Origin of the sequence: Microlunatus soli (genome assembly GCF_900105385.1) — a bacterium.
Classification (GTDB): Bacteria; Actinomycetota; Actinomycetes; order Propionibacteriales; family Propionibacteriaceae; genus Microlunatus; species Microlunatus soli.
This window is the reverse complement of record NZ_LT629772.1, coordinates 2330278-2346987: the sequence shown is the minus strand read 5'-3', so window position 1 is coordinate 2346987 and position 16710 is coordinate 2330278. Positions and strand designations below refer to the sequence as shown.

Genomic DNA, 16710 nt, shown 5'->3' with positions numbered 1-16710 from the left:
CCAGCCCGTTTGGCAGCAACCTTCTCGGTCAAGCTCGCCGGGCACACGTGTCCCGCGCCGACTCCGCCCGACCTCGACGTCGCAAACAGGATGCCGGGGCCCTTTTCGCGGGAACCTCCCGGCTTCACAGGACCTCGGATCTTCGTGGACGCGGCCGTCGCGACTTCTGGTCCGGCTTCCGAACCTCTCTGCAGGACGGGGCGGCGGCACCAGCAGACAGTTGTCCACAGCCCGAAACCCACCACGAAGCGCTGTCCACAGGCGAAACAGTCACGGTCGAAAATCCCCAGAGTGTCAGTGCAGGGCAAGTCCGGGGAGCACATCGGGGCTCCCCTCTTCACACAGAGGAGTTGGGATGCATCAATCATTGGAGGCGGCTTCGGCGGCGAGCGTCAGCGCCGGTCCGCTCAGTCTGTTCAGCACCATGCTCGGCTACATCCTGTCGCCGCCTCGCCCGTCGGAGCGAGGCATGGTCACCGTCGAATTCATCTTCGGCACGCTGGTGGTGATCGCGATCGTCACCGTCGTGGCGACGATGCTGCATGACGAGAAGATGGCGACGTTCCTGGCCGGAGTGTTCAAGGATCTGGTCAGCAAGATCTTCGACTGATCGATCTTTCGGAGGATCAGCGATGCCTCGATTGCAGCGTTCGGATCGGTCGCCGGCCACGGGATCACACCGCGGGATGGTCACCGTCGAACTGGTCTGCGGCATCTTGATCGTGATGATGATGCTCGCGTTCTTCGGCTGGGCGATCTCCCTGTTCGGGACGCAGGCGATGTGCATCGACGCAGCCAGCGACATCGCCCGGCAGGCGGCGCGCGGAGACAAGGACGCAGTCCGCCGGGAGACCGCGTCGGCGCCGACCGGATCCACGGTCGACGTGGACAGCCATGGGCAGGAGGTCACCGTCATCGTGAAGGTGACCTCCAAGCCTTTCGACTTCGTGCCCGCGGTGACGCTGCAAGCACAGTCGACAGCAGTGAAGGAGCCGGGATCGTGATCAGTCGTGTGCCGCTGCGCGGCCGGGAGCGGGGCAGCGGCACCATCCTCTTGATGACCGTGGTGATCTTCATGCTGGTGCTGGCCGCAGGCTTCGGAGTCGTCGGGCGTTACATCGTCGCCAACCATCAGGCGCGGGCGGCCGCAGACCTGGCCGCCCTCGCCGGCGCCCGCGCCTACGGCACCGGCGCCGACGGCTGCCTCGCCGCCGCGGCCAACGCGATCAAGAACCGGCACAAGCTCGTCCACTGCGACATCGTCGGCGACCCGACGGACTTCGTGATCACGACCAAGATCTCCCAGCCGGTCCCGATCAAGATGCCTGGCCTCCGGAAAACCCTGGTAGTCCAGGCTCATGCAGGACCCGTGCGGTGAGCCGCGCCGGCGAGTTGGCCCGCTGCTAGCGCTCACCGGCGGAGGGAGCCATGAGATCACCAGCCGGCTGGATGGCGGTGATTGTGATGTGCGGTGTCAGCGCATGCGCTGGCGATACGCCGAGCATGGGTGGGCGATCGCCGTCGACGGACGTGACACCATCGACGTCAAGAGCCACGGATGCAACGTCGACTCCCAGTGCCTCCGATAGCGCCGAGCGGAGGCCAACGGAAGAGCAGTCTCGAATACAGACTGGGAACTCGTTGCCGTCGAGATGCATGCGCCGATCGTGGACGATCCGACGAAGTACAACCAGGCTGGCGCCTGGAAGGTGTTCCGCAGTGATCAGGTCAGAACACGAACGCGATGCACGTTTGGCGACTGATGGGCATCCGTCGAGTCTGCTCGCCGTGCGCACCAGCACGACTCTGCTGGTCGTGGCGGGGAGACCTGCGGACGAGACGTGCGATACCTCTCGTGATTCGGGAGGTGGGTTGAACAGAGAGAACGTGTCCGGGTGCGTCGAGTGAGTCAGCCAGCCACGGTCCATCATTCTGATGTGTTGAAGGCGTCTCTGTGCGGTCTTGCGTTGGTTCTCCTCGCCGGATGCTCAGGCGTGCCCGACGGCGAGCGACCGGGCGTTGTGCCGAGCGCGGTCGCACCGTCGAAGGGAAGCAAGCAATCGGCGGACACAGAGAAGGACAAGCCGTCAACGACGAGTGACCGCGGAAGTGTGGAGCACGCGTACCGGGCCGGGTTCGCCGAGGCCACGCGGATCCAGCGGATGGGCGGGAGTGCAAAGCCGACGCGCGAACTAAAACAGACAATGACCGGGAACTACCTAGAGCTCAACATGGAGGGCATCGCCCCTGGCGTAACGGGCACCGGCGTCCTTCGAATAGGCGTCGTTGTGACAGCACTCAATGAGGAGCGAGGCCGAGCCGTGCTCGTCGGGTGCGAGGACTGGTCACGGTTCGAGGTCGTCGACGACGAGTCTGGGAAGCCGCTATGGGACCCTGGCAGCAGGTATCTGATCCAACACATGGTGGCCGAGAAGGGGCCAGACGATCGCTGGCGGGTCGCCGATCTGAGGAGCACTGAAGCGCTCACGAAGAGTGAGTGGAAGCGCAACGCTTGCGTGCGGGATGGAAACGTCCGCTGACGCTGCGACATTGAGCGGCACCACCTCCGGTTCGTCGGCTATTGGGGCTTCTCGGCGATCGCGAGCAGGTGGGTGACGGGCCAGTCGATGCTGGCGCCGCCGGGGTCGGCCAGGGAGGCTACCGGTGCAATGCGGTTGGTGATCACCCAGTCATTACGCCAGGCATGGGACCCCGGTGCCATCGAGAGACCTGCCTCGGAGATGATCTTGGTCCAGTCGGCGTAGGTCAGTCCGCAGAACTGCTCGTGCGACTCCGACAGCCAGTTGTCGGCGTAGTCCTTGCGGGTCAGGAAGTCCATCGCATCGCCGAGGCGGAGCAGGATCGCGGCGCCACTGGTCTCGGCGCCGATGATGACGCCGGCGTTGCGGGCGAAGTCGTGCTGGAACTGATCGAACTTCGCTCGCGTTGACAGCGCGCCGACGTGGTCGGCCACCTCTGCTCTGGGTAGTCCGTCGAGATCCCTGACGCTGTTGGGATTCCGGCCGTCGGAATCGTCGAGACTCAGGGCGACCTGGCGGTCCGGATCGTCGGGGGCGCAGACATCGGAGTTGATCCAGACGCCGCCGGCAGTGGTGTGGGCTGCGATGTTGTGCACGAAGCGACGGACCGCGTCGAGCCGGCTGGAAGGCGAGGTCGGCGGTGTGTAGGACCAGATCTCGTGGGTCAGTGCGATGCTGATCGAGGTGTCGATCGAGTTCGGCGAGAAGATCGCGTCACCGAGCATGTTGCGTTGATAGAAGTAGACGTTCGGATTGCTGAACACGCCCTGGTTGAGCTTGTGTTCGCATTCGGCCATCAGATGTCGCGCCACCTCGACGCCGAGCAGGTCGGATTCGTGGAATCGCAGGTCACGATCGATCCGCTCCAACAGACCACCCGTCGCGCAGCCGATGTCGAGGATCCGTCCCGGCCGGACGAAGTCGGCGATCTGCTCCCATTTGCGGTCCGACGCCGTCTCGAACGCCTCGGCATAGGTGTGATAATCCCGAGTCGGCGTCAGCCCGCCGTCGTCGCCGATCACCGGATCGTTGACGCACCGGCGGACATGATCATCCAGCCGGTAGCGCTCGAAGACATCCACGGTCGCCGGGTGCGCTGACTTCCGCCAAACGTCGGAGCCGTCGGCGATCTCCAGCAACACGTCCCACGGTCGGGCCGGCTGCGGGTCGAGACCGTCCTCGACCGGCAGCACGGTGTAGCCAAGATCGCGGTACATCGCCGCCACCGAAGCGGTCGAACAGGCAACCGTCGTGGTCGCCGGCGACAGGTCCTCGCCCAGTGCTTCTTCGCAAGCCTTCACCGTGGCGTCGGCGAACAGGTCGGTCGGCGGTACGTCGTGGACCGCGACCACCAGCGACCGGAGCCCGGTCTGGGTCGACAACCGTTCGATCGCGGCCTCGCGGCGGTCGTACGGGACGGGGTTGCGCTTGGTGGTGTGGTGGTTCGCCGACGTGACCGCCCAGACCACTGTCGCCTCCGGGCACTGCCCGTCGGGGCCTGTCACGGACTGCAGATAGTCGGCCTGGAAGGTGGTCAGCACGTGATGGCGGCCCGGGAACAGCAGGAAAGTCACCGGCCATACCGTACCGGGCATATCGGGGAAGATCCTGCCGCGAGTAACCGGCAGAAGTTTCCCCGATGATCAGCCGGCGGGTCAGTCGACGAGCAGCGCCTCCAGCAGCCAGATGGCAGCCTGCTTGTCGAGCATCTGGTTGGCATTTCCGCATTTGGGGGAGACCACACAGGACGGGCAGCCGGCGCTGCATTCGCAGGACCGGAGCCGTTCCAGGGTCGCCTGCCACCAGTCGTCGGCGACCCGGTAACCACGTTCGGCGAACCCGGCGCCGCCGGCCTGGCCGTCATGGACGAAGACCGTCAGCGTCCCGGTGTCGGGATGCAGCACCGTGGACAACCCGCCGATGTCCCAGCGGTCACAGGGCGCAAACATCGGCAGCAGCCCGATCGCGGTGTGCTCAGCGGCATGTGCGGCCGACCCGAGCTGGACCGCCGACAGATCGAGGGCTGCAGCATCGAAGGTCCACCAGACCGCCTTGGTCCGCAGCCGGCGCTCAGGCATGTCGAGTGGTGTCTCGTCCCAGACGTCGCTCGTCACCTCGTCCCGACGCAGATAGCCGATCACCTGGGAGAACACGTCGACATCGCCGTAATGCAGGATGCCGCGGCCGAACGGGCGGGTGAACTGCTCGGCGACCACCTCGACTTCGTTGCTGCCGCGCGGCTCGGTGTAATAGCCGAGCCGGGCGGCGTGCACCAGTGCCTCGGACTCTTCAAGATCAAGTTCGTCGACCAGATAGGTCTCGCCCTGATGCAGATACACCGCGCCCTCGTGCACCGTACCGTCGGCGGCGGCTTGATCGACCGTGCCCAGCACCCGGCCGCTCTCGTCCTCGATGATGTCGACGGTCGGCCCGCCCGAGCCGCGCAGATCCACCGAATCGACCGCCCGGTCCGGCCGGGACCAGAACCACCCTGCCGGCCGCTTCCGCAACACACCTTGCGCCTCCAACCGGCGGAGGGTATTGATCATGGAGTCGCCGAACCAGACCTTGTCGGTGTCGGTGAGCGGCAGCTCCTGGGCAGCCGCGGCCAGATGTGGACCGAGCACGTACGGATTGTCGGCGTGCAGGACGGTCTTTTCCACCGGTTCGTCGAACAGCAGCCCGGGATGATCGAAGTAGTAGGCGTCGAGCGGGTTCTTCGCCGCGATCAAGATCACCTCTGCCTCACGACCGGATCGCCCGGCGCGTCCGGCCTGCTGCCAGAGCGCGGACCGGGTGCCGGGGAAGCCGCAGATGATCACTGCGTCCAGCCCGGCCACGTCGACACCGAGCTCCAGGGCGTTCGTGGCCGCCAGCCCGTGCAGCGACCCATCCTGCAACGCACGCTCCAGAGCACGGCGGTCGGCGGCGAGGTAACCGCTGCGATAGGAATCGATCCGCGGGTCTTCCTTCGGCGGGTTCACGGTCAGTCCTTCGGAAGCACCGGTCAGCCGTGACGCCCGCTCCTGGGCTCGTACGGCAGTCAGCTCGGCCATCCGGCGGGACGGGATGAAGGCAACCGTCTGTTTGCCCGCCGTCACCAGATCGGCGAGCAGCACGGCCGCCTCGTCGGTCGGATAGGCCTCCGGGTCCCACATGATCATCTCGACCGGACCGTGCGGAGACGCGTCCCGATCGACGACCGTGACCTCGTCAGTGCTGCAGCCGATCAGCTCCGACACCATCTCCTCGGCGGCGGTGACGGTCGCCGAGGCGAGGATGAACGTCGGATGCGAACCATGCGCGGCACACAGCCGCCGCAGCCGCCGGATCACCTGCGCGACGTGGCTGCCGAAGACGCCGCGGTAGCGGTGCGCCTCATCGATGACCACATAGCGCAGAGCGGAGAGGAACGATGCCCACCGCCCGTGCCGCGGCAGCATCGAATAGTGCACGAAGTCCGGATTGGTCAGCACATAGGATGCGTGTTCCCGGGCCCAGTCCCGTTCCTGGCGTTCGGAATCGCCGTCGACGGCGGCCACCCGCCAATCCGGCAGACCCACCTGGTCTGTCACCCGCAGTTGATCATGGGCCAGTGCCTTGGTCGGTGCCAGGTAGAGCGCGGTGTGCGGCCGTTTCGGTTTGACGATCAGCTCCCGCAGCTCGGCCCGGCCACCGACCGGCGCACGGGAGGTCGCCGCGACCCCGCCGTAGGTCGCGGCCAGCACCGGCATCAGGTAACCCAGCGTCTTGCCCGATGCCGTACCCGTGGTCAGCGCGACGTGACTGCCGGAATAGGCGGCCTCGGCGGCGGTGACCTGGTGGGTCCACGGCCGCTCCAGACCGGTCGCCCGCAGCGACTCGACGATCTCGGCGGGCAACCAACCCGGCCAGTCGCCGAACTCGGCCGTCCGCCCGTCGAGCCGCCGGCGGTGCCGGACGCGGCCGGCGTCGGTGCCGGACGCGGCGGGATCGGTCGAGATGGTCACCGTCCCAGTGTGCCGCCGCGCTCCGACAGTGCGTCAACGGACGCCCCGGACGAGTGGTCACCGAGGGGACGCGGTCGACGGCGAGTTGTCGGTTCACGATCACTGCACGTGCGCACTACAGACATCCCGACTGCAGGAACTGCGCATCCGTGCACTCCGGGCCGGTCAGTGACGCAGACAACGACAGCGACGCGGGGCCCATCTGTGTCGCCAATGTGACCCAGGTCATGCGTGAGCCGGGCGGTCATGGTTAGACTCCCGGCAAGCTGCGCGCGAGGGCGCGTTGTGGAGTAAATCCGAAACTTCCGCAGCATCAGGAGTGCACGTTTTATGTACTTTCCTACCGCACAACAAGTGACCTTGTCGTCGGGCAATCTCACCGTCGTCGCGATCGTCGCGGTGATCGCGCTGATCGCCCTGGCAATGGCTCTGGTCTTCCGTCGTCAGGTGCTCGCCGCCGGTGAAGGCACCGAGAGCATGCGCACCATCGCGCAGGGCGTCCAGGAGGGCGCCGCCGCCTACCTCACCCGCCAGTTCAAAACCCTCGGTGTGTTCGCTGTCGTCGCGTTCCTGCTGCTGCTGTTGCTGCCGGCGCACACCGACACCGGCGCGTCCCAGGTGCTGCTCCGGATCGGCCGCTCGCTGGCCTTCATCGTCGGCGCGTTCTTCTCCGCGATGATCGGCTACCTCGGGATGTGGCTCGCGGTCCGCGCCAACGTCCGGGTGGCGGCTGCCGCGCGGGACGAGGGCCGTGACCCGGCGATGAAGATCGCCTTCCGCACCGGCGCCCACGTCGGCATGTCGACCGTCGGGCTCGGGCTGTTCGGCGCTGCACTGGTCGTGTTGATCTTCCGCAGCGACGCCCCGACCATCCTCGAAGGCTTCGGCTTCGGCGCCGCCATGCTGGCCATGTTCATGCGTGTCGGCGGCGGCATCTTCACCAAGGCCGCCGACGTCGGCGCCGACCTGGTCGGCAAGGTCGAGCAGAACATTCCCGAGGACGACCCGCGCAACGCCGCGACCATCGCCGACAACGTCGGTGACAACGTCGGCGACTGCGCCGGGATGGCCGCCGACCTGTTCGAGTCCTATGCGGTGATGCTGGTCGCCTCGCTGATCCTGGGCAAGGCCGCCTTCGGCGAGGCCGGGCTGATCTTCCCGCTGATCGTCCCGGCGATCGGCGTGATCACCGCGATCATCGGCATCTTCCTGACTCGCCCGCGTGCGGGGGAGAGCGGGCTGCGGACGATCAACCGGTCGTTCTACATCTCCGCGGTCATCTCGGCGGTCCTGGTCGCGATCGCCGCCTTCGTCTACCTGCCGTCCAGTTTTGCCGATCTCGGCCTGGCCAAGGGCACCTTCAGCGGCCCGATCGACGATCCGCGGGTGGTCGCACTGCTGTCGGTAATCGTCGGCATCGTGCTGGCGGTGCTGATCCTGTCGCTGACCGGCTACTACACCGACACCGAGAACCGGCCGACCAAGGATGTCGCCAAGACCTCGCTGACCGGTGCGGCCACGGTGATCCTGTCCGGCATGTCGCTCGGCCTGTCCTCGGCGGTCTACACCGCGCTGGTGATCGCGGCCGCCGTGTTCGCCGCCTTCCTGATCGGCGGCACCGGCATCGTCGCGCTGTTCTGCATCGCGCTGGCCGGCTGTGGCCTGCTGACCACCGTCGGCGTGATCGTCGCGATGGACACCTTCGGTCCGGTCTCGGACAACGCGCAAGGCATCGCCGAGATGTCCGGCGACGTGGACGGTGACGGCGCTCAGATCCTCACCGAGCTGGACGCGGTCGGCAACACCACCAAGGCGATCACCAAGGGCATCGCGATCGCCACCGCCGTGCTCGCCGCGACCGCCCTGTTCGGCTCCTACACCGACGCGATCCGCGGCGTGCTGGGCGATGCCTACGCCAAGTTCACCGCCGACGCCGTGGTCTACGCACCGCAGACCCTGGTCGGTCTGATCGCCGGTGCGGCCGTGGTATTCCTGTTCTCCGGGCTGGCGATCAGCGCCGTCGGTCGGGCCGCCGGTGCGGTCGTCTACGAGGTACGCCGCCAGTTCCGCGAGATCGCCGGGATCATGGAAGGCACCGGCAAGCCCGAGTACGGCAAGGTCGTCGACATCTGCACCCGGGACTCGCTGCGTGAGCTGGCCACCCCGGGCCTGCTGGCGATCATGGCGCCGATCGCGGTCGGCTTCGGCCTGGGTGCCCCGGCCCTGGCCGGCTACTTGGCCGGTGCGATCGCGGCCGGCACCCTGATGGCGGTCTTCCTGGCCAACTCCGGCGGGGCCTGGGACAACGCGAAGAAGATCGTCGAGGACGGGTACGGCGGCGGCAAGGGCTCCGATGCCCATGAGGCCACCATCATCGGCGACACCGTCGGTGACCCGTTCAAGGACACCGCCGGCCCGGCCATCAACCCGTTGATCAAGGTGATGAACCTGGTCGCCGTGCTGATCGCCCCGGCCGTGGTCGCGATGTCGCCGATCAGCAACTCGTCCAACCCGCTGCGGTTCGTGATCGCCCTGATCGCCTTCGCTGTCGTGGTCACCGTCGTGGTGATCAGCACCAAGCGTCAGGTCGGCATCGCCGATGAGAACGGCGGCGGCAACGGCGGCGGGTCCACGCCGGCGTTGGCCGGTGAGGCTCCCGCTACCTCGGTCGAGACCCCTGAGCGGGCACCGGAGAACACCCACGGCGTCTGAACGGGAGTCGGCAGCGGTCCGGTCGCCGCGCAGGCTGCTCGGAGGGTAGAACACCACGCTCCTTGGCCGCTGCTGACACAATCGGCCCTATGAGCCAGCAGCAGGACCCGTCCGGGAACCACCCATCGGCCCGGCCCGAGTCTCTCGGGCCGGGCCTCGGGGTTCCCGCTCACCAGCCGGTCGTCGGCCCGGCGGGGAATGCCGCCGGCGGCGCGTACGGGGCCGGCGGGTACGGGGCCGGCGGGTACGGGGCCGTTCAGCCGGCCGCCCCGCCCGAACGGCCCGGACCGATGCCGATCACACCCCGGGAGTATCAGCAACTGCCCCGCGGCCTCCGCTTCGCCGGCTGGCGGCCGGTGGTCGCGATCGTGCTCACCGTCGTCTTCGCGATCGGGGCCCAGCTGCTGCTGATGGTGCCGCTGATGATCTACGTTGTCGCGGCCGGGCTCGATCCGATGTCGGTCATCGGCGGCATGGTCAGCGGGAAGGTCGACCCGATCGCCTTCGCCTACCTGATTGCCGGACTGGCCAGCCTGATCCCACTGTCGATGCTGGCCAACCGGATCGCACACGGCATCCGTCCCCGCTACCTGTCCTCGGTGGTCGGCGGATTCCGCTGGGGCTGGCTGGCGCGCTGCCTGATGATCACGCTGCCGCTGTTCATCGTCTACATCGGACTGCAACTGCTGGTGGACGGGCAGACCGGCCCGAAGCCGGAGGGCTGGATCGCGCTGTTGATCATGGTCGTGATCGGTATCCCGTTCCAATCGGCCGGCGAGGAGTATGCCTTCCGCGGCCTGCTGATGCAGAACGTCGGTGCCTGGTTCGCCAACCCCAAGGTCGCGTTGATCGTCTCGATGATCCCGTCGGTCCTGCTTTTCGCGGCCGCCCACGGCAGTTCCGATCCGTGGATCTTCCTCGATCTGGCGATCTTCGCCACCGCCTCCTGCTTCCTGGTCTGGCGCACCGGTGGTCTGGAGGCGTCGGTGGCGTTGCACCTGTCCAACAACGTCACCATCATGATCGGCACCATCCTGTTCGGTGGCTGGGACCAGGCCTTCGTCAGCTCCACCTCGCAAGGCAGCCCGCTGGCGCCGGTGATCACCCTGGTGGTCAACGCGATCGCGGTCGCGCTGATCCTCTGGCAGGCCAAGCGGCAGCGGATCCAGCGGATCTACCGACCGAGCGGCCAGCCGTCCGCGCTGGGGCCGGCAGCTGCGCCGACAGCCCCGTAGGCGTGCACTGCACGCCACGAGGTCAGGCGTTGCCCGTGACCATGGCGAGTTCGTCGGACTGGCCTTGGTTGTCGTACACCGTGATGTAGACCGGCTTGCCCTCCTTGTAGCTCAGATCGCAGACCTTCAGATCGACGGTCTTCGGTGTCTTCGGTGGATTGCAGTCCTCGGGGTTTGCTCCTGGACTACGGAGGATGACGTAGAAGCTGTCGCTGTCGTTGCTGGTGTCGTAGACGTAGGCCTTCTCGCCGTATGGGTGGAACTCGACCTTCCCGATGTAGTGGCCGCTCTTCGTGCGCAGCTCGATCTTCGCGCCGTAACCGCCCGGATCCTTGTGGAAGTAGGTGTTGTCGACCGGGTCGGTGAGGGTCCGGCTCTGATCGGTCGAGACTCTGGTCGGTCCGGGCTTCGGCGACGGATTCGGGCTGTAGGCGTGCGCCGGCGTGGCGACGCCGACGGCGGCGCTTGCCGCCACGATGGCGGCGGCCAAGCCACCGACGATCCGGCTCTTCAGTTGGTTGCGATGCGACACGGTAGGGAGTCCTCTCTGAGACTGCACGATGCGACAGCGTGCTGAGGTCGGTCAGCGTGCCGGTCGGGAGGGGCGGTGACCGTCGACATTCGATCAGATCGAAAACACCCGGTAAGCCGGGCCGTATCATTCCCTGGTCTGCTTTTGGAGAAAGAGGCCCGTCATGTCCCGTCGTTCCGACCTCCTTGCCACCGTCCTCGTCCTCACCCCGCTGCTCGGCATCGCCGCCTGCAGCGCACCGATCGACGAAGCGGCCGAGTCCTCGGCGAGCGCTGCCGACTGCAGCACCGACCAGCTCGCCGTCAAGACCAAGGGCACCTTCACCATCGGCACCGACAAGCCGGCCTACGCGCCGTGGTTCGTCGACGACGACCCGAGCAACGGCAAGGGCTACGAGTCGACGGTCGGTTATGCGATCGCCGACCAGCTCGGCTTCGACAAGTCGAAGGTGAAGTGGGAGACGGTACCGTTCAACTCGGTGATCACGCCGGGTGAGAAGACCTTCGACATCGACCTCAACCAGGTGTCGATCAGCGCCGAGCGCAAGAACGCCGTCGACTTCTCCTCCGGCTACTACGACGTCCGGCAGGCCGTGATCACCTATCAGGGCAGCCCGATCGACGGCAAGACCAAGATCAGCGACCTGACCGGGGCCAAGCTCGGCGCCCAGGTGGGGACGACCTCCTACGACGCCGCCACCAAGCAGATCAAGCCGACCGAACAGGTCGCGGTCTACGACACCAACGATCTCGCCGTGCAGGCATTGAAGAACAAGCAGATCGACGGCATCGTCGTCGACGTCCCGACCGCGTTCTACATGACGGCGGCGCAGTTGGACAACGGCGTGATCGTCGGCCAGTTGCCCTCCGGCGCACAACCCGAGCAGTTCGGGGCCGTGCTGGACAAGGGATCCGAGCTGACCAGCTGCGTCAGCAAGGCAGTGGACACGCTGCGTTCCGACGGCACGTTGGACAAGTTGGAGAAGGAATGGCTGTCGGCCAAAGGAGCGCCGGAGCTGACATGATCACCGAACCCGGCCCGCCGGTCGTCGGCGACGACTGGACACCATCGGACCATCAACTCCGACGGGTCGCCTTCCGTCGGCGGCGAGCCCGTCGGTCGATGGTGATCGCTCTGCTCTCGACCCTGATCGTTGTCGGACTGCTCGGCGCCGGCGTGCTCGGATCTCCTGGCTGGCCGCGCGTCCAGCAGACCTTCTTCAATCCGGCCAAGGCTGCCGAGGCGCTGCCACAGGTGCTGACCGGGCTGTGGCTCAATATCCGGGTGATGCTGGTCTGCGCCGTGCTGATCGGGATCATCGGGTTGGTGTTGGCGATCGTCCGCACCCTGCGCGGGCCGGTGGCGTTCCCGTTCCGGTTGCTCGCCACGGTGTACGTCGACGTGTTCCGCGGGCTGCCGCTGCTGTTGGTGATCTTCCTGCTGGGCTTCGGAGCGCCCGCACTGCGGCTGCAGGGTCTGCCGTCCAGCGTGCTCTTCTGGGGCTGTGCCGCGCTGGTCCTGACCTACTCCTCCTATGTCGCCGAAGTGTTCCGGGCCGGCATCGAGTCGGTCCACCCGTCGCAGCGGGCAGCCGCAAGATCACTGGGCCTGAGTCATCTGCAGACGCTGCGTCATGTCGTGCTGCCGCAGGCGGTCCGTCGGGTGCTGCCGCCGTTGATGAATGATCTTGTCTCGCTGCAGAAGGATTCCGGGCTGATCGCCGTCCTCGGGGTGATCGACGCGATCCGGGCTGCGCAGATCTCGACCGCGACCGACTTCAACTTCACCCCGTACGTGGTGGCCGGGATCCTGTTTGTCTGTCTCACCATCCCGATGGCACGGCTGACCGACTGGATCGCCCGGAAGCAGGGCTTTCACGGGGCAGGTGGTCTGGTATGACCGCGGCCGTTCCCGGAGCATCCAGCCTGCTGTCACTGAGCGGAGTCCGCAAGTCGTTCGGCAGCCGCCGGGAGACCAACGTCGTCCTCCGATCGATCGATCTGGAGGTCGCAAGCGGCGAGTGCGTGGTGCTGATCGGTGCGAGCGGCTCCGGGAAATCGACACTGCTGCGTTGCATCAACCTGTTGGAGACGGTGGACGACGGCATCATCACGTTGGACGGTGTGGAGATCACCGATCCCGGCGTCGCCGTCGATCGGATCCGCGGTCGGATCGGGATCGTCTTCCAGGCCTACAACCTGTTTCCGCACCTGTCGGTGATCGACAACATCACCCTGGCACCGACTCGGGTGCACAAGGTGCCCGTCGCCGCAGCGCGTCGGCGGGCGATGGAGATGCTCGAACGGGTCGGTCTGCCGGACAAGGCGACGGCACGTCCGGACGATCTGTCCGGCGGCCAGCAACAGCGGGTGGCGATCGCGCGGGCCTTGGTGAACGATCCTGCCGTGATGCTGCTGGACGAAGTCACCTCGGCCTTGGATCCCGAGTTGGTCGGTGAGGTGCTCGATCTGCTCGCCGAGCTGCGCAGTGAGGGCATGACCATGATCATCAATACCCACGAGATGAGCTTCGCGAGCCGGATCGCCGATCGGATCTGCTTCCTGCACGGCGGCGAGATCCACGAGCAAGGGACACCGGCGGAGATCCTGCAGGCCCCGCGCCGGGAACGTACTCGGCAGTTCCTCTCCCGACTGGCCGACCGGACGACGCCGCCGTCGGAGCAGGCGCCGGACCGCTGAGTCGGACCGGCCTCGTCCGGCGGCGTCGTTTGACCGAGTGCGCCCGGCCTGTCGCGATGGCAGGATGGACCGACATCGACGTGGGAGGCGAGCATGGGCGCATACGCGGAGAGCTATCGGCGCAGCATCGAGGATCCGGAGGGATTCTGGCTCCAGCAGGCCGACGCGATCGACTGGTTCACCCGACCGCGGTCGGCACACTCGACCGAGCCGGCCGGCTCCGGTGACGTCGACCGTTGGTTCGCCGACGGTGTGCTGAACACCTCCTACAACGCTCTCGATCGACACGTCATCGGCGGCCGTGGTGAACAGCCGGCCCTGATCTTCCACTCCGAGGTCACCGGACGGCGTCGGTCGTTCAGCTACGCCGACCTGCTGGAGCGGGTCGGCAAACTCGGCGGCGCACTGACCGCACTCGGTGTCGGAAAGGGTGACGGGGTGGTGATCTATCTGCCGATGATCCCCGAAGCGGTGATCGCGATGCTCGCCTGTGCTCGGATCGGCGCGGTGCACTCGGTCGTCTTCGGTGGATTTGCGCCCGCCGAGCTGGCCAAGCGGATCGACGACGCTCAGCCGGTGGTGATCATCTCCGCGGCCTACGGCCTGGAGGCGGACCGGGTGATCGCCTACAAGCCGATGCTGGACACGGCCCTGGAGTTGTCCGAGCATCAGCCGCGACACTGCGTGATCGTGCCACGCAATGATCACGCCGACGCACCCGTCGTCGAGATGTCCGAGCCACGTGATCTTGATCTGGCCGCGTTGATGAGGGACGCCCGGATCGAGCCGGCCGTCCCGGTCGAGGTCGCAGCCACGGATCCGCTGTACATCCTCTACACCTCAGGCACCACCGGGAAGCCGAAGGGCATCGTTCGCGACAACGGCGGTCATGCGGTGGCGCTCAGCTACGCGATGAGGTCGATCTTCGATGTCGGGCCCGGTGAGGTGATGTTCACCGCGAGCGACGTCGGTTGGGTGGTCGGGCACTCCTTCATCGCCTACGCGCCGCTGTTGGTCGGTGCAACGACCGTGCTGTACGAGGGCAAGCCGGTCAGTGCCCTTCGACAAGCTCAGGACACCGCCGGGGGACAGGCTCAGGATGCCGGTGCGTTCTGGCGGGTGGTGGCCGAGCACGGCGTCAGGGTGCTCTTCACCGCACCGACGGCGATCCGCGCCATCCGCAAGGTCGATCCGGACGGGGAAGCCATTGCTGCGTCCGATCTCTCGACGCTGCAGACGCTCTTCCTGGCCGGCGAACGGCTGGATCCGGACACCTATCGGTGGGCCGATGATCAACTCGGCGTCCCGGTCGTGGACCACTGGTGGCAGACCGAGACCGGTTGGCCGATCGTCGCCAACCTGCGCGGGCTGGAGCCGATGCCGATCAAGCCCGGATCGTCGACCGTCCCGGTGCCCGGCTACCAGGTGGCGATCCTGGACGAACACGGTACGCCGGTGCCGGTCGGTGCCGAGGGAGCGATCTGCCTCCGTCGACCGCTGCCACCGGGCACCCTGACCGGCGTCTGGGGCGATCCGCAGCGGTTCGTCACCGGCTATCTGGAGACCTATCCCGGCTACTACCTGACCGGTGACGGTGGCTACCTCGATGACGACGGCTATCTGTTCGTGATGGGCCGCACCGACGACGTGATCAACGTCGCCGGCCACCGGCTGTCCACCGGGCAGCTGGAGGCGGTGCTGGCGACCCATCCCGCGGTCGCCGAATGCGCCGTGATCGGGGTCGCCGACCCGCTGAAGGGACAGCTCCCGCGCGGCCTGGTGGTGATCAAGTCCGGTGTCGAGATCGACCATGATCAACTACGCGACGAGCTGGTCGCCCTGGTCCGCCAGGAGATCGGCGCGATCGCATCGCTGCGACGGATCGATGCCGTACCGGCGCTACCCAAGACGCGGTCGGGGAAGGTGCTGCGCAAGACGATGCGAGAGATCGCCGACGGCCAGCACACTCAGGTGCCCTCGACCATCGAGGACCCGTCGGTGATCGACGGACTGCGACCGATCCTGACCCAGTGATCATGCCGCGCCCGGGCGCCGTTCGAAGGTCGCAGCGAATCCCCGGTCGACACTGATCAGCAGTGCCTTGGCCGCCGGCCGGACGACCGCGCGATCCAGGATCGGCAAGGACGGCAGCTCCAGCTCCTGGCGCACCCACGGTGGCAGCGAGGCGACCGCTCCGGCCGCCAACAGCCGATAGCCCGCACCGACCGTGCCGGACAGCGGAGGACGCCACAGCAACAGTTGGGTTGCCGCCCGTGCCTGACCGCCACCCCGCAGCTCGGGACGGAACGCTGCCAGCTGCCGCCGGAGTTGGTCGACGTCGGCCGGTGCATCGGTCACCCCGAGCGCCGAGGCGGTCCGAGCAAGATCGGAGACGTAACGGTCATGCCCGGCCGGGGACAGCCGGCTGGTGCCGTACAACCGATGGGCGGTCAGGAAGCTGTCCGCCTCGGCGACATGGATCCAGGACAACAGGTGCGGATCCGAGGCTCGATAGGGTAGACCGCTTGGCGTGGTGCCGGTGACGTGATCATGGACCCGCAGCACCCGGTCGATCGCTGCCCGGGCTTGTTCCTCGGAGCCGAAGGTGGTGATCGCGATGAACGCTGCCGTCCGCTGCAGACGGCCCCACGGGTCGCTGCGATATCCGGAATGTTCTTCGACGGCTTGCATCGCGACCGGATGCAAGGACTGCAACAGCAATGACCGGATCCCGCCGATCAGCATCGCGATGTCGCCGTGCACCGTCCGCACCGGCGACTCCGCTGGATACCAGCGCTTCGCGTCCTGATCTTCGCGCAGCACGGCGAACGCCGACGTCGGCCCAGTGGTGCCGATCCGCGACCCGACAGCTTCCGCCATCCGGACCCGGATCCGGTCCAGCAGCGGCAGGGCGGTCGGCGCGGCGGTCATTCAGCCAGGCTAGTCCGCTGCGCGAGGGGCTGCGCTGAGCCGTTGCACCGCCCTCGATCACGGGTGCAGACA

General features: G+C 67.0%; 14 protein-coding genes. 10 read left to right on the top strand and 4 right to left on the bottom strand.

All coding sequences use genetic code 11. The features are described 5' to 3' along the window. The first annotated feature begins 355 nt into the window (after nt 1-355). From BLU38_RS10855 to BLU38_RS10840, 4 genes are all read left to right on the top strand, one after another. Entirely contained in the window at nt 356-610 is a 255-nt protein-coding gene (locus BLU38_RS10855) for a hypothetical protein (RefSeq protein ID WP_091524294.1), read from the top strand. A gap of 22 nt (nt 611-632) precedes the next feature. Then, nucleotides 633-1004, top strand: a complete 372-nt coding sequence (locus tag BLU38_RS10850; RefSeq protein WP_157683375.1) for a TadE family type IV pilus minor pilin — start codon at nt 633-635, stop codon at nt 1002-1004. Then, nucleotides 1001-1378, top strand: coding sequence for an Rv3654c family TadE-like protein (locus BLU38_RS10845; protein WP_091524288.1), 378 nt, complete (start codon nt 1001-1003; stop codon nt 1376-1378). Before BLU38_RS10850 ends, BLU38_RS10845 begins: the two co-directional genes overlap by 4 nt. A 616-nt stretch (nt 1379-1994) precedes the next feature. Beyond that, nucleotides 1995-2540 carry a hypothetical protein gene (locus BLU38_RS10840; RefSeq protein WP_157683374.1) on the top strand — a complete coding sequence of 182 codons (546 nt, stop codon included), beginning with the start codon at nt 1995-1997 and terminating at the stop codon, nt 2538-2540. 38 nt (nt 2541-2578) lie between these two features. Here the strand turns inward: BLU38_RS10840 and BLU38_RS10835 are convergent, their stop codons facing one another. Both BLU38_RS10835 and BLU38_RS10830 read right to left on the bottom strand, forming a co-directional pair. Further along, nucleotides 2579-4114 (bottom strand): class I SAM-dependent methyltransferase, encoded by a 1536-nt coding sequence (locus BLU38_RS10835; protein WP_231920285.1) that lies wholly within the window; start codon nt 4112-4114, stop codon nt 2579-2581. Between the two features lie 81 nt (nt 4115-4195). Further along, on the bottom strand, nt 4196-6529 hold the full coding sequence (locus BLU38_RS10830) for a DEAD/DEAH box helicase (RefSeq protein WP_231920284.1): 2334 nt from the start codon (nt 6527-6529) through the stop codon (nt 4196-4198). Between the two features lie 330 nt (nt 6530-6859). Between BLU38_RS10830 and BLU38_RS10825 the strand changes: the two genes are divergently transcribed. Both BLU38_RS10825 and BLU38_RS10820 read left to right on the top strand, forming a co-directional pair. Then, nucleotides 6860-9241, top strand: coding sequence for a sodium-translocating pyrophosphatase (locus BLU38_RS10825; protein WP_091524278.1), 2382 nt, complete (start codon nt 6860-6862; stop codon nt 9239-9241). Between the two features lie 89 nt (nt 9242-9330). Further along, complete coding sequence (locus BLU38_RS10820; protein ID WP_091524275.1) at nt 9331-10476, top strand: CPBP family intramembrane glutamic endopeptidase; 1146 nt, start codon at nt 9331-9333, stop codon at nt 10474-10476. A 22-nt stretch (nt 10477-10498) separates the two neighbouring features. Here the strand turns inward: BLU38_RS10820 and BLU38_RS10815 are convergent, their stop codons facing one another. After that, nucleotides 10499-11008, bottom strand: a complete 510-nt coding sequence (locus tag BLU38_RS10815) for a hypothetical protein (RefSeq protein WP_091524271.1) — start codon at nt 11006-11008, stop codon at nt 10499-10501. Nucleotides 11009-11171: 163 nt separating this feature from the next. On the opposite strand from BLU38_RS10815, the gene BLU38_RS10810 reads away from it, so the two are divergent. The 4 genes from BLU38_RS10810 to BLU38_RS10795 all read left to right on the top strand — a co-directional run bounded on the left by BLU38_RS10810 (nt 11172) and on the right by BLU38_RS10795 (nt 15741). Then, complete coding sequence (locus BLU38_RS10810) at nt 11172-12032, top strand: ABC transporter substrate-binding protein (protein WP_091524268.1); 861 nt, start codon at nt 11172-11174, stop codon at nt 12030-12032. Further along, nucleotides 12029-12907: an amino acid ABC transporter permease gene (locus BLU38_RS10805; protein WP_091524264.1), complete on the top strand. Its 879-nt coding sequence runs from the start codon at nt 12029-12031 to the stop codon at nt 12905-12907. Before BLU38_RS10810 ends, BLU38_RS10805 begins: the two co-directional genes overlap by 4 nt. Further along, complete coding sequence (locus BLU38_RS10800; protein ID WP_091524261.1) at nt 12904-13707, top strand: amino acid ABC transporter ATP-binding protein; 804 nt, start codon at nt 12904-12906, stop codon at nt 13705-13707. The genes BLU38_RS10805 and BLU38_RS10800 overlap by 4 nt, the downstream gene beginning before the upstream one ends. A 93-nt stretch (nt 13708-13800) precedes the next feature. Continuing rightward, nucleotides 13801-15741: an AMP-binding protein gene (locus BLU38_RS10795; protein ID WP_091524257.1), complete on the top strand. Its 1941-nt coding sequence runs from the start codon at nt 13801-13803 to the stop codon at nt 15739-15741. Here BLU38_RS10795 and BLU38_RS10790 read toward each other — a convergent pair whose 3' ends face one another. Then, a complete protein-coding gene (locus tag BLU38_RS10790; RefSeq protein ID WP_091524254.1) occupies nt 15742-16638 on the bottom strand; it encodes an oxygenase MpaB family protein in 897 nt (298 codons plus the stop codon). Between the last annotated feature and the right edge of the window lie 72 nt (nt 16639-16710).

Bases quoted from the DNA above. Each gene is read 5' to 3' on its own strand.
- BLU38_RS10795 (WP_091524257.1), top strand. From the start codon at position 13,801: ATGGGCGCATACGCGGAGAGCTATCGGCGCAGCATCGAGGATCCGGAG.
- BLU38_RS10825 (WP_091524278.1), top strand. From the start codon at position 6,860: ATGTACTTTCCTACCGCACAACAAGTGACCTTGTCGTCGGGCAATCTC.
- BLU38_RS10820 (WP_091524275.1), top strand. From the start codon at position 9,331: ATGAGCCAGCAGCAGGACCCGTCCGGGAACCACCCATCGGCCCGGCCC.
- BLU38_RS10805 (WP_091524264.1), top strand. From the start codon at position 12,029: ATGATCACCGAACCCGGCCCGCCGGTCGTCGGCGACGACTGGACACCA.
- BLU38_RS10810 (WP_091524268.1), top strand. From the start codon at position 11,172: ATGTCCCGTCGTTCCGACCTCCTTGCCACCGTCCTCGTCCTCACCCCG.
- BLU38_RS10850 (WP_157683375.1), top strand. From the start codon at position 633: ATGCCTCGATTGCAGCGTTCGGATCGGTCGCCGGCCACGGGATCACAC.
- BLU38_RS10790 (WP_091524254.1), bottom strand. From the start codon at position 16,638: ATGACCGCCGCGCCGACCGCCCTGCCGCTGCTGGACCGGATCCGGGTC.
- BLU38_RS10800 (WP_091524261.1), top strand. From the start codon at position 12,904: ATGACCGCGGCCGTTCCCGGAGCATCCAGCCTGCTGTCACTGAGCGGA.
- BLU38_RS10855 (WP_091524294.1), top strand. From the start codon at position 356: ATGCATCAATCATTGGAGGCGGCTTCGGCGGCGAGCGTCAGCGCCGGT.